The sequence below is a fragment of the Latilactobacillus fuchuensis genome (assembly GCF_900258455.1).
GTDB lineage: Bacteria > Bacillota > Bacilli > Lactobacillales > Lactobacillaceae > Latilactobacillus > Latilactobacillus fuchuensis.
Genome location: NZ_LT984417.1, coordinates 1,841,461 through 1,854,913, shown reverse-complemented (window position 1 = coordinate 1,854,913; position 13,453 = coordinate 1,841,461). Strand labels below are relative to the sequence as shown.

Here is a 13,453-nt window from a genome sequence, read left to right as displayed (position 1 = left end):
GCACTTGAACTAATTAATCAACGACCATTAAAAATACATCATCAACAGACTGCCATTGAAAGATTCCGGGCTTGTTCGGATTAAACTTGTAATTTGCCAATTACTTTAAAATAATGGTCAAACCTAAATTTAGAACGGTCAATGCCAAAAAGTCACCTATCGTATGCTAAAATAGAAGTTATCAAATTCGCATTTTTGCGATTTAAATTCAAAAGAAAAATGGGTTAATGTTGATGAATTCAAAAAAAATCATCCAAGTTGAACATTTAAAATATGAATATCCCCAGTCCAACCAACATTTGGCACTCAATGATTTGTCAGTCGAGATTAATGCCGGCGAATGGGTTGCGATTATTGGCCACAACGGGAGTGGTAAAAGTACGTTTGCGAAATCGCTCAATGGTCTATTAGATTTGCAAAACGGTTCGATTGTGATTGATGGCCTCCCGCTAGCGATGGAAACCGTTTGGGAGATTCGCAAAAAAATCGGCATGGTCTTCCAAAATCCCGATAATCAATTTGTCGGAGCGACGGTTGAAGATGATGTCGCGTTCGGTCTTGAGAACCAAGGTATCGAACGGGCAATTATGCAGACGCGGGTCACCGATGCGATTGAACGGGTGGGCATGACCGATTATACGAAACGCGAACCAAGTCGTTTATCCGGTGGTCAGAAACAACGCGTTGCCTTGGCGGGAATCATCGCCCAACAACCCGAAATTCTGATTCTCGACGAAGCGACGAGCATGCTTGATCCCGAGGGTCGCCGCGAAGTCTTAGAGACGATTCATCAGTTGAAACAAGAAACCAATATGACGGTGTTGTCGATTACCCATGATATTGATGAAGCCGCGAGTGCGGACCGAATCATCATTTTGGATGACGGGCAAGTCGTTGATCAAGGGACACCGGCCGAGATTTTTGCGTACGGTCAGCGGTTAATGGCGCTCGGGCTCGATGTGCCCTATCCTGAAAAACTCAAAGCGGCGTTAACGACACTGGCAGTACCTATGCCGAGTGAATACCTGACAACGGAAAGGATGGTTGATTACTTATGGACATTACATTCAAAGATGTAAGTTACACCTACCAACCAGGCACGCCTTTTCAAGGACTTGGTCTAGAACACGTTAGTTTGACGATTGAATCTGGATCGTACACCGCGATTATCGGGCACACCGGTAGTGGCAAATCGACGTTGCTGCAACATCTAAACGCATTGCTTAAACCAACGGCGGGTGTGGTTCAGATTGGTGATCGCGAAATCACGCCCGAAACCAATAATAAAAATCTGAAAGCCATTCGTCAAAAAGTCGGGATGGTCTTTCAGTTTCCCGAAAGTCAGTTATTCGAAGCAACGGTTCAAAAGGATATCGCGTTCGGTCCACAAAACTTCGGCGTACCTGAAGCAGAAGCGATGGCACGTGCTATTCATATGGTGGAACTGGTCGGGTTACCCGCTGACGTTTTAGAAAAATCGCCGTTTGATTTATCCGGAGGACAGATGCGTCGGGTTGCGATTGCCGGCGTACTAGCGATGCAACCGGAAGTTTTAGTGTTGGACGAACCAACGGCGGGACTTGATCCGGTCGGTCGGCGCGAGATGATGGCGTTGTTTACCCGACTTCACGAAGAACAGGGTATGACGATTGTGATGGTCACCCACCAGATGGACGATGTCGCCAACTACGCGAATCACGTGATTGTGCTCGAGAACGGTCAACTTGCCAAAAGTGGGACGCCACGTGAAATCTTTGCGGATCCAGCATGGTTAACGGCGAAACATTTGGGCTTACCGACGACGACACAATTCGCGCAAGCTTTAATCCAAAAAGGGTTCGTGTTCGATCAAGTGCCATTAACGGAACACGAATTAGCGGCGATGCTTCAAGCCCAACTGCCAAGTAAAGTGGGTGAACGCCGTGAATAAATTAATTCTAGGCCGCTTTATGCCGGGCGATTCGATTTTACATCGGATGGATCCGCGCGCCAAGTTAGTCGCCAGTTTCTATTACATCGGGATTATTTTCTTAGCCCGTTCATGGCCGGCGTACGCCGTCTTATTCGTCTTCACGATGTCGTTAGTACTGATATCGAAAATCAAACTCGATTTCTTTATTAAAGGGGTACGGCCATTACTCTGGTTGATTCTCTTTACGGTCTTGCTCCAAATCTTCTTCACCCGCGGCGGTCACATCTATTGGCAATGGGGTTTTCTGACCTTGACGCGCTACGGGTTACTGAATGGGGCCTACATCTTCATGCGATTCGTCTTGATTATCTTCATGTCGACCTTGTTGACCTTAACGACACCGCCGTTATCCTTAGCCGATGCGATTGAATCGCTGCTTAAACCGTTAAAAGCCATTCGTTTTCCAGTTTATGAAGTGGCGTTGATGTTATCAATCGCGTTACGTTTTGTGCCGACGTTAATGGATGAAACGACTAAAATCATGAACGCGCAACGTGCGCGCGGGGTTGATTTCGGTGAGGGTGGTTTATTCAAACAGATGAAGGCCATCGTACCGATTCTGATTCCACTCTTCGTCAGCAGTTTTAACCGCGCTGATGACCTCGCCACGGCGATGGAAGCCCGCGGTTACCAAGGTGGCGAAGGCCGCAGTAAGTATCGCATCTTGAAATGGCAAACCATGGATAGTTTAGCGATGGTTGCGATGGCCATTTTAACCGTCATCTTGATTGTTTTGCGCTAATAAATATCAACTAAATCATATTAAGTTAAACACCTTATCCATATTCACGGATAGGGTGTTTTTGCGTTGTTTTTGGATAATTAGTTGAAGGGGTAACTAATTAACTTGCGAAGAAGTCGGACTTTACAAGTATTTAAAATAGTCAAAAATCACTAATTAACCACCTTAATTTAACGCTAGCTTCATCTATTTGTTAGTAAATTCTTATAAAAACCATGATTATTGGGGATGAACTTACAAGTTTGTCACTTCGATTGACTTGTATCGTCAATCTTATAGACTTTGCTGTGTTGAAAAAATTAGGGACCTTAAATAACTAGGTTAATTAAAAATCAACGTTCGAAGAATCGATCGGGGGAGTTAATCAGATGAATCGAAAAAGCTTATACAGCATAGTTTTGGGTCTCGTTTTGCTAATCGGCTTCAGTCATCAGCAAATTGTTAGCGCCAAATCGACCGACGTGTCGGCTAAAGATAGTGCGCCATTTAATCGTGAACGAAGCACAACGGATAATCAGTTGCTAAGAGGCACGTTACCCGTTGGCAAAAGCCAGTTGTGGTACATGGTGGGGCCTAATCTAGCGAATAATCAGCATTTAGAATTGGCACCCGACTTACCATTGTACGGCAGTTCAACTGTGACCCGGTCATTTCTAGCGGGGCGCAATAACTTCAACTTATGGTCACCGAATAATGTCGGCACTTACGAACGATGGGTGTCAGTACATAACGATAGTTGGAACGACGCCACTAAAGGCGATCCGGCCGACGGGACTGGTAGCTCACGATTGTTAATCGGTTCATTGAATACCGGGATCGGACAAGTCGGTTACGCGCCAGACGGCGATAATAACCGAGTGGCAACACAGACGCGAATGATTCTGAATCCAGACGGCATTTTGCGAGAAGAAGTGACTTATCAATACGAACTTGATGACCGAATAACGACGTTTAGTGATGTGGTCGAGTTTATACCGACCGCGTGGAAATCGATAATCGTCAAAGAACACATCACGAATCAAAGTGGCCGCGATTTACGCGGCATCTTCTTCGGCCGAGCAATCGATACAGATATGCGGCCGTTCAACACTGATACGTACGGACCTTCAGCGATTGGCGATAAAGTAGCCATTAAATATCTAGGCCATCAACGTGGGGTGTATGAAGATCAAATCATCCCGGCTCAAGGCAATCAACCTAATTTTGATGGGACACCCGCTAATTATCCGGGGGGTGCGGCCAGGTTATCGTATCAGTTCAAAATGCACGATGGTTCTGGCCCCGATGCATGGCGCGCGTTGGAATTTAGTACGTCGATTATCGAAGGCAGTTTGTTTGTTCCCGGTGCGTTTCAAAATGCGGTCAATGATTACGGCCAAGCACATACCAGTGGCAGACCGGGACAGACGGCCTTTAGCGGTGGCGATACGACGATTGCGATGATGTGGTTTTCCAAAAATATGGCGAAAGGTGCAACCCGCGATTTGAGTTATGAAGTCAGCATTAACGGTCAAGGCCAATATAAATCACCAACCATCACTTTGGATCAAAGTCCAACGGTTGATTATAACGGTCGTGACCTGCAATTGAGTGGGACCGTGACCGATTTAGATAATCACCAGCAACCAGAACAACTTAATTATCAGATTTTCCACCAAGATGGGAGCCAATCAGCAGCGCTACCGTTGACTTCGGTTACGAATCAAGTTGGCCAAGCAGTTCATTATGAAGCGACCATCGATGCTAAACGGAATCAATTAGCGATTGGGGATTGGCTCTACGTCTGGGCGGTTGATGCGGACGGCAATCCGTCGGTCAATCACGAATTAACAACGCTAGTCGCCCCCCAAGCGGTTTTGACCAGTCAATTGAAAAATGAAACGACTGCTGGCGATTATGCTGAACAGATCAAAGCCAAAGTTGGCGATCAAATTAACTATCAAACGACACTACAAGTTGCCGCGAGTGCAACCGCGGGCCTGGCAGCTGGAGCGGTGATTGATAATCCAATCCCAGATAATTTGGCCATCGTCCCGAATAGTTTAAAACTGGCTTATTACGATGCAAACCAGCAATTGATAGGTCAACAAACCGCCACTTTCCAGAATAATCAAGTTGCGACGAATCGAACCGTCCCAGTTGGTGGCCAAGTAATCCTTAATTATCAAACTAAAGTGGCCAAGGATGAACCGGCAACTGCCGTGACCACCGCCAAAATTACTGGCGGGGGACTCGTTAATCCATTGACGGCCAATCCAACCACGGTTACGATTGCTAAAAATTTGACGTTAATGCCGCCAGTGCAGACTATCGCTAATTTGACGACCAAAGAACCGGCGAGTACCCATCAAATTAGCGGTCAAGTTGGCGATCAATTACGGTTAACGTTTCAAGTTAAAGTGGCCGGACAAACCGCCGGGGCGGGCTTCCAAACGGTGCAACTCGAAACGCACGAAAACGGTGCGCAATACGCTGATCGCGCGGGTCAATTTGGACCAGTCGTCGGCGCTGTGGAATACCAAGTGAACCAAAGTGGCGCGTGGCAAACTGCGTCGGCTGTCCAACCAACGACTGACGGGTTAACGATTAAAATCACCTTACCGACGCAACAAGCTTTAACCGGGGGCGACCAAATTAATATTCGCTACACCAAGGCCATTAAAACCGCGCCAGCTACCCAACAATATCTCTATAACGATGGTGCAATGACCGGCCAAGTGGCCAATAATGACCAACCGACTGAACCGGTTAAAGCGAATTCGATACGGGTGAAAGCGACCGATCAGCATCGGCTAACGATTCGCTACGTCGATTTGGATGCTGACTTAACCCAACCGACATTGATTGAAAAGACGGAAACCGCCCTTGGTACGAACGGTCAACTGTTAGCCGACAAGCTACCAGGACGCATTAGTCCCAAATTAATTGAAGGCTATACAATTACCGGGATGACGACCGAGACTGATTTGGTCAATGCACAATGGGACGCACCCTATCAGGCCGATTTACGTTTTGAAAAGACTGACCAAACGGTGACGTACGGTTATCACAAAGCGATGATTGCGATTGCCGCCCCTAACGATTGGGATTTTGGTGATTATCAAACTGCAGCGACGGACAGTATCTATTATTTAAAGACTGCCGATCATCAACCGCAACAGGTCAGCGTGATTGACTTTTACGGCGTTGAAAATTGGCAATTAACCGTTCAACAAACCGAACAATTCAAAGACGCTAAAGGCCGCGCATTAACCGGCGCACAACTGCAGGTCGATCACGGTCAGGCAATCGCGCAAGTGTCTAATTCTGCGGAGGGTCAATTGGACGCACGGGATGCCTTTCGGTTAACGCCAGGGGCTGACGCCCAATCGATAATGACGTTTACCAAAAAAGGACCGTTCCAAACACCGGATAGTAACGATGATCACAGTAGCGCCCAACAACCGTATCAGAATCCGGGTCAAGGGAGCTGGTGTTATCAATTTGGCACACAAAAATCAGCGAATTATAGCGTCGGGTTAAAGGTGCCGGCAACGACCACGCGCCATGCAACACGCTATCAAACAGAATTAACGTGGTCTTTAACGGTCGCGCCATAGGAGGAAAGCAACGTGTTAAAGACAATCATTAAAGCGACTCTGGCGCTTGGTATCAGTTGGTTTGCGTTCAATAGCAACACCGTTAGCGCCAATCAAGTCCAACGCGCAGATTTCGAAGTGCAACCGATTCAAAATACCGAACAAGTGGATAAAAGTATGAACTATTTCGACGTCCGGTTTAAACCGGGCACCACACGAACGTTACGGATGCGCGTCCAGAATTTTACCGATCATCCGATTACGCTTGAATCGACATTGGAAAATGGGATGACCCAAGAAGGCGGCGATATGAAATTCCAAACCAGCCCGACCGGATTGGATGCCAGTTTGAAACACCCATTAACGACGATTGCCAAACTCGCCCCAACTGATCGCAAAATTCATTTAGAACCGCAATCGGCAACGATTGTCAGCGCAACCGTTAAGATGCCGGCGGAAGAATTTCGGGGGATGATTGCTGGCGGTTGGCGGTTCAAACAAATTTTGAAGAATAAAGGGAATCAATCCCAATCGGTAACGAGTCATTACGCGTATCTAATGAGTATCAATCTACGCGGCAAACCGTACCGGATTTATCCGGAATTAAAATACACGGAGACCAAGCCGATGTTAGCGGACGGCCATCCGGCACTGGGGATTAAGTTGCGCAACACGCAACCGATGATTATTAAAGATGTCGCGTTTAAAGCGGTCATCACCAAAAAGGGGCTCTTCAAGAATAAACAAGTTTTTGAAAAAGAGAAATCAAGTATCGCACCCAATTCGACAGTCGTTTTACCACTGTCATGGCAATACCGGACGCTCCGACCAGGCACCTACCATGTCAACGTCGAAGTCACCGGCCAGAATTTCTGGAATCAATTACCGATGACCTGGCATTTTAAAGAAACGTTCAAGGTCACACAAAAAGGGGTCCGGAAAATTAACCAAAAGGCTAGCAAACGACCACTTAATCGCTGGGGAATTGTCAGTGCCATCAGTGGGACGGGCTTAATGGCCGCGAGTTACGGTTTATACCGACAATTGAGGCGCCGCGGATGATTAAGCAAATCATCTTTCTGAGTCTGGGTTGGTTAATGGCTGTGGGGGTCATTAGCCAGCCGGTTCAAGCGGCTAAACAGGGATTACCAACGACCAATAAAGCGACTTTTCAGATTCGACCAGAATTACCGGCGGATAATCTGGGAGGTCCGCATCTTGGTTATTACAACCTACCGCTCAAGGCCAACCAAGCACGGACGGTTCGCTTGCAGCTTTTTAATCCGACCGCGCAACCGTTGACAATCACGGGTCAAGTGCAAGATGCGACGACGTTGACCAATGCGACGATCGATTATTTAGGCCATCAGCCGATTAATCGCCAATTGTTACAGCAACCTGGTAGCCAGCTCGTCAGTGTGCCGGCGACCACCAAATTACAACCGAACGAAACCAAATGGTTAACCATCCAGATTGCGGCGGTCCAATCATTATTCAATGGTCAAAAGGCCGTCGCTATCAACTTGAGCGCCGTTCAACCGAATCCGAAAAAGACGATTCAAAATCATTATGTATACGCAGTGGGTTTGGTGCTAAACGGCCAACCATTGACCACCAAACAATACCGCGCGCCACGTTCACCGCGAATTAAAACGAAGTTAAAAGCGCAGCGGGCCGCCATTGCGGTGGCCATCGTTAATCCGAATCCGGCCTATTTAAAACCGGCGACAATTGACGTTCAATTGCAAAACAAGCGCTGGCAACTGGTCCATTACCAGCGTCGACTAACCCAACGCAAAGTCGCACCGAATTCGCAATTCGATGTCGAACTGTTGTTGGGCGGCAAGCGACTCGTGCCAGGAATCTACCGGATGACATTGCGCGTTAAAAGCCCGCAATTAACTCGGAAAATCGTTAAAACGGTTCGGATTACCAAACGCCAAGCGACTTATATTAATCAACGCAATGCGGATTATCAACGCCATCGCCTTTTAATTGGCCTTGCAGGGATCAGCGTCAGTAGCTTAAGTGGCTTCATGAGTTATCGATATTATAAACGAAAGCGGGAAACAGCATGTTGAAACTTAAACACCGAATTAATTTTAAAACGACCACATGGTTCATGATTGCGCTGGTGGTGACACTATCAATCATATTCTTGACCAGTCTGACGTTGGCTGTGATTAGTTATCACAATTACAACACCTACACGACGATTACGATGTAGGACAGCGCCACACCGGACCACCCAAACACAGGTTATCATTCGATTGGTGACAATCGGTTGAAACAAAAAATCGCACAAAATGTGCAAACAAAACTAGGGAGGAATTTCAAATGAAATTCGCAAAGATGACAAGCACCGTATTAGCAAGCGCCGCAGTATTAATGATGGCCGCACCAAGTGCCACTTTCGCCGCAACTTTAAACGGTGGCGTTGATGATAATGATGGCACTGCATTGCCACAAAATGATCGCACAAAAATGGGGATTTCGTTTGGGGACAACAGCCACAATGCCAACACCGGCTACTTACGTTTACAAATGGTGCCTCACGTCCTTGATTTTGGGAATCATAATTTATTGGATACAGCTTATCCAGTATTCTCTGCGAATGGTCAAAATGACGGCAAAGCTGACAATAATCGTCAAGCAAGCTACGCTGATCAAAGTGGTGCAACCAACTTAACGGCAACCCTCAATACGAAAGATTCAGAACTGGCAGCCGTTAAAGGCACTGCTTGGGCAACAGTTGTCGACAAACAAGTTGCTCGGACTAACGCTGATGCCAACAACACAGCGGCTTCTGGTAAATGGACATTAAGCGTTAAAGCGGACAATGGTTTAGCAGCAGTTAGCACCGATGGTAACCGCAGCACAACTGATACAATTGATGATGCCCATTTATCATTCAACCACACAGCATACGCACAAACCGCTGATATTTTTGGTTTAACAGGTGAAGGTCAAGATGCAGACTGGGCAACAAGCAATAAGGGCACAGAAACAGCCACGAAAATTGGCCAAGGCGCAATTGCCGGTTCATTTAAAGATAACGTCGGTTTAACTTTGAATAACCAAAATAAAGATGTTAACATTGTGACAGCAGAAGATGGCGAAGGTCAAGGCGCAAACGTCTTCGGTTGGACACCAAGTAACATCAAATTAACAATGCCAACCGGCGCAGCAGTAAGCAACGCCACATACCAAGCAAACCTAACATGGACACTAGCATCAACAGCAGTTTAATAAATGAGTGCTCATCAAGCTGGTCAGCTTCTGAGTATTAGCCTAAGTTAGCGCGTTAAAGCTCACTAATTTTCACTCCCCTACAATCTAGTCTCCCGCTAGTCGGGGGATACATAGCACCAATCATTACCGATTTATAATAGAAGAAAATGGAGAAATAATGATGCGAGATAGAGCAAGAGGCTACCGGCGTTACCTTGAATGGTTTAATATCATGATTCAATTAGAGGATAAGATGAATATCGTGGCGAAACGGTATGATCTGAATTTCAACCAATACTTATTATTGAAGAAGGTGGCGGAAGAACATTGCAACGAACCAACACAATTAGCGGCGGCTTTTGGTGTTTCATCACCCGCGATGTCGCGTAAACTCAATAGTTTAGCGAAAAGCGGTAAGATTACCAAACAACGCAACAATGATGAAGACGATCAACGCAAAGTGACGATTGAATTGACCGTTAAAGGCGAATACCATCTTGGTCAGTTGAATCGTGCATATCAAGAATTATTTACCGCCGAATCAGATATGATGTTTGAAAAATTTGACGTTCCGCTGTTTGATGAAGTCACCAAACAAATGGCGATGATTATTGACCATTTACCGAAAGAATAAGTTAGTAATTGCCACAAGTAAATGACGCCCTATGAATTGCACCCCTAAATTAATTGCTTATGATATTATTGTGTATTTATAATAAACGCTGTATACTAGATACGTTAAGGTAGGCAATTATATCAATAAAAAAGTATTTCGGGGGTAACTATTTATGAAAAAATTTATTAAAGGGGTATCGGTTCTTGCGGCGTTAGCAACCATCAATCCAGCAACAATTGCTTCGGCAGCAACGACTAATCAAACACAGCCAGATGTCACACAGAGTACGAATGAAACCGCTACAAGTACAAAGCCGACTAGCCAGGAGCACCATCTGTCAAACCTATTTGCTGAGAATCCTAAATTTGGGTATATGTTGGCACAAGGTTGCGTAGGCCAGTTGAATCTATATGTATATAGTGGCGAACAGACACAATACCTAACCAACACCTATATTGTGATGCCGAAGGGCTATACAATTGAAGGTGGATTAACCGCTATGCAGGCTAGTTTAGACCAGTATCGTAAAATGGTTAAGATTCATAATAATGGCACTGATGATGGGACGTTAAGTGTTAAACAGTTGGCTAATACAGCAGATGGCCGTGAAGTCTATGAAGTTGTTCCGGGCGAAGGTAGCTATGTTGTTCAAAACGAAAATAAGGAACAAATACCAATGGTCATCCCGATTCGCTCGGCTATTGATACACCTGGGCTAATACTCAACGCTTTCGGACCTAATGACATGGGTGATAATATCTTGTTTGCCGGTGCGGGTGATGGGACGAATGTGGCGTACGATGCTAGTGGGAACTATTCGCAAATAACGGCAGCAAGTGTTGGCATTACGGGTACTGCAGATACATATGTTCGTGGTGTTTGGGGGCCTCAAAGAAATTTAGCAGCGATTAGTGCCTCGATTAAAGATACCTATAATCTCGTAGACGCAGACACTAAGCAAATAATCGGTACGCGGGTGCGTGCCGGCGACATAGGCGACACATATTCACGAGTAGGATTCTGTGATACATTAGGTATATTTGGGGTAGACGTAGCGGCCTATGATGAAAAAACGTTAACGATTGATCGTGGAACGTTGGCTGATACCAATCTCACTTTAAACCCCAGTGATCCAACGGCTGGATTTACAGATAATCCCTATATCATGTTAGAGGGTCAGACCTATACAATGACGGTTAAACGTTTTGGAAAAAGTGTTACGGTTGAATACCTCGATCAAGATGGTAAACGTATCAAGGATGCTAAAGGCGTTGATACAACAGAAGTCCTAAAGGGTGATGTCGGGGACAACTATACTGCGTCGTATAAGGACATTCCCGGTTATATTTCTTCAGATAAAGATAATCACACCGGGCAATTCACAGATACGGCCCAAACGATTACGTATCAATACGCAAAAGCAGGTCAGAATGTCACGGTCAATTACGTCGATGCCGACGGTAAACAGTTGGCCCCTTCTGAAACGTTAACTGGTAAGGTTGGCGATTTGGTTAACGCAGTAGCTGCGAAGATTGATGGTTATGCGGTGACGAAGACGAATGCAAAGGCTGATGACAAATTTACGGATAAGGCCCAAACGATTACGTACGTCTACGGCAAAAAAGGTGAAGATGTCACGGTTAACTATGTCGATGCTGATGGCAATCAACTGGCTGATTCTAAAACGTTGACGGGGATTATCGGCGACAAGGTCAACGCAACAGCCGCGAAGATTGACGGTTATGCGGTGACGAAGACCAATGCGAAGGCCGATGATGAATTTACCAATAAGGCGCAAACGATTACTTATCAATACGCGAAAATTGGTCAGGATGTCACGGTCAATTACGTGGATGCCACTGGTAAAAAAATGGCTGATTCAGTCACGTTGAAGGGTAATATTGGTGATTTAGTCAACGCCAAAGAAGCGGATCTTGATGGTTACGTGGTGACGAAAACCAATGCAACGGGCAATGACCAATTTACGGATAAGGCGCAAACGATTACGTATCAATACGCGAAGATTGCCAAATCGGTTACGATTAATTACACCGATATAATGGGTAATCAACTTGTTGACTCGACAGTCCTAAAAGGCAATGTCGATGATCAGATTGATGCTGACCCATTAGACATTGATGGCTATCGAATTTTGAATCCTGATGCAACTAAGGGACATAAATTCACGAATGACTACCAAGCTATTTCATATCGATACGCTAGAATTGGTCTGGATGTGACGGTTAATTATGTCGATGCCGCTGGTAACAAACTAGCTGATTCGGTCACACTAAAAGGTGATTTTGGTGATTTGATTAATGCTAAAGAAGCAGCAGTTGAAGGCTATACAGTTGTGAGAACCAATGCAAAAGAGGGGGCCATATTCACGGATTATAGCCAAACCGTTACGTATGTCTACGCCAAAATTGGCCAAGACGTGACGGTTAACTATGTGGATGCCGCTGGCGATAAATTAGCTGATTCTAGGACGCTGAGTGGGAATGTTGGCGACCCGGTCAATACAGAAGCTGTCAAAATCGACGGTTATGTGATGATTAAAACCAATGCGACCACCAATGATCAATTCTCGGATAATGCGCAAACTATTACGTATCAATACGCCAAGATTGGTCAGGACGTGACGGTTAAGTACGTGGATGCCACCGGTAAAAAATTGGCAGATTCAGTGACGTTGAAGGGCAATGTTGGTGATCCGGTCAATACAAAAGAAGTGAAAATTGACGGTTATGTGATGACAAAGACCAATGCAACCGCTAATGACCAATTCACGGATGAGGCACAAACCATTACCTATCAATACACTAAAATTGCTAAGGCCGTGACCGTTAAGTATGAAGATGCTGATGGCAACAAGTTAGCTGATTCTGAAACAATCACTGGTAATGTCGGTGATTCTTATACAGTCGCTCAGAAAGATATTAAAGGTTATACGTTCAAAATGGTGACTGGTCAAGAAACTGGGACACTCGGTGAAACTGCCCAAACAGTGACTTACGTCTACACGAAAAATCCTGCCAAAGTCGGGAATGTTACGGTCAACTACCAAGACGCCGATGGTAAGCAAATCGCCGCTTCTAAAACGTTAACTGGTAATGTCGGAACTGCTTATCAAGCGGTTCAAGCGTCAATCGACGGCTACACGTTTAAACAAGTTAAGGGGAATACGACTGGTCAATTCAGTGACAAGACCCAAACAGTGACTTACGTCTACACGAAAAATCCTGCCAAAGTCGGGAATGTCACGGTCAACTACCAAGACGCCGAAGGCAAGCAAATTGCCGCTTCTAAAACGT

Annotated in this window: 10 protein-coding genes; all 10 read left to right on the top strand. The window is 45.6% G+C overall.

The window, feature by feature from the left end:
• Positions 1 to 233: 233 nt before the first annotated feature.
• A complete protein-coding gene (locus tag LFUMFP_RS08805) occupies positions 234 to 1,079 on the top strand; it encodes an energy-coupling factor ABC transporter ATP-binding protein (RefSeq protein ID WP_025083344.1) in 846 nt (281 codons plus the stop codon).
• Complete coding sequence (locus LFUMFP_RS08800; RefSeq protein ID WP_025083345.1) at positions 1,055 to 1,930, top strand: energy-coupling factor ABC transporter ATP-binding protein; 876 nt, start codon at positions 1,055 to 1,057, stop codon at positions 1,928 to 1,930. Before LFUMFP_RS08805 ends, LFUMFP_RS08800 begins: the two co-directional genes overlap by 25 nt.
• A gap of 19 nt (positions 1,931 to 1,949) precedes the next feature.
• Positions 1,950 to 2,714 carry an energy-coupling factor transporter transmembrane component T family protein gene (locus tag LFUMFP_RS08795; protein WP_035439074.1) on the top strand — a complete coding sequence of 255 codons (765 nt, stop codon included), beginning with the start codon at positions 1,950 to 1,952 and terminating at the stop codon, positions 2,712 to 2,714.
• 368 nt (positions 2,715 to 3,082) lie between these two features.
• On the top strand, positions 3,083 to 6,313 hold the full coding sequence (locus LFUMFP_RS08790; RefSeq protein ID WP_106483486.1) for a WxL domain-containing protein: 3,231 nt from the start codon (positions 3,083 to 3,085) through the stop codon (positions 6,311 to 6,313).
• A gap of 12 nt (positions 6,314 to 6,325) precedes the next feature.
• On the top strand, positions 6,326 to 7,354 hold the full coding sequence (locus LFUMFP_RS08785; protein WP_106483485.1) for a WxLIP family cell surface protein: 1,029 nt from the start codon (positions 6,326 to 6,328) through the stop codon (positions 7,352 to 7,354).
• Complete coding sequence (locus tag LFUMFP_RS08780) at positions 7,351 to 8,373, top strand: WxL protein host-binding domain-containing protein (RefSeq protein WP_106483484.1); 1,023 nt, start codon at positions 7,351 to 7,353, stop codon at positions 8,371 to 8,373. Before LFUMFP_RS08785 ends, LFUMFP_RS08780 begins: the two co-directional genes overlap by 4 nt.
• Complete coding sequence (locus LFUMFP_RS09840) at positions 8,367 to 8,519, top strand: hypothetical protein (protein ID WP_155833374.1); 153 nt, start codon at positions 8,367 to 8,369, stop codon at positions 8,517 to 8,519. The genes LFUMFP_RS08780 and LFUMFP_RS09840 overlap by 7 nt, the downstream gene beginning before the upstream one ends.
• 110 nt (positions 8,520 to 8,629) lie before the next feature.
• Positions 8,630 to 9,541: a WxL domain-containing protein gene (locus LFUMFP_RS08775; protein WP_056950659.1), complete on the top strand. Its 912-nt coding sequence runs from the start codon at positions 8,630 to 8,632 to the stop codon at positions 9,539 to 9,541.
• Between the two features lie 163 nt (positions 9,542 to 9,704).
• Positions 9,705 to 10,157, top strand: a complete 453-nt coding sequence (locus LFUMFP_RS08770; protein WP_158697741.1) for a transcriptional regulator, SarA/Rot family — start codon at positions 9,705 to 9,707, stop codon at positions 10,155 to 10,157.
• A 154-nt stretch (positions 10,158 to 10,311) separates the two neighbouring features.
• On the top strand, positions 10,312 to 13,453 hold a 3,142-nt coding region (locus LFUMFP_RS08765; RefSeq protein ID WP_199190583.1), incomplete at its 3' end, for a MucBP domain-containing protein.

Bases quoted from the DNA above. Each gene is read 5' to 3' on its own strand.
- LFUMFP_RS08790 (WP_106483486.1), top strand. From the start codon at position 3,083: ATGAATCGAAAAAGCTTATACAGCATAGTTTTGGGTCTCGTTTTGCTA.
- LFUMFP_RS08800 (WP_025083345.1), top strand. From the start codon at position 1,055: ATGGACATTACATTCAAAGATGTAAGTTACACCTACCAACCAGGCACG.
- LFUMFP_RS08805 (WP_025083344.1), top strand. From the start codon at position 234: ATGAATTCAAAAAAAATCATCCAAGTTGAACATTTAAAATATGAATAT.
- LFUMFP_RS08795 (WP_035439074.1), top strand. From the start codon at position 1,950: ATGCCGGGCGATTCGATTTTACATCGGATGGATCCGCGCGCCAAGTTA.
- LFUMFP_RS08775 (WP_056950659.1), top strand. From the start codon at position 8,630: ATGAAATTCGCAAAGATGACAAGCACCGTATTAGCAAGCGCCGCAGTA.
- LFUMFP_RS08780 (WP_106483484.1), top strand. From the start codon at position 7,351: ATGATTAAGCAAATCATCTTTCTGAGTCTGGGTTGGTTAATGGCTGTG.
- LFUMFP_RS08770 (WP_158697741.1), top strand. From the start codon at position 9,705: ATGCGAGATAGAGCAAGAGGCTACCGGCGTTACCTTGAATGGTTTAAT.
- LFUMFP_RS09840 (WP_155833374.1), top strand. From the start codon at position 8,367: ATGTTGAAACTTAAACACCGAATTAATTTTAAAACGACCACATGGTTC.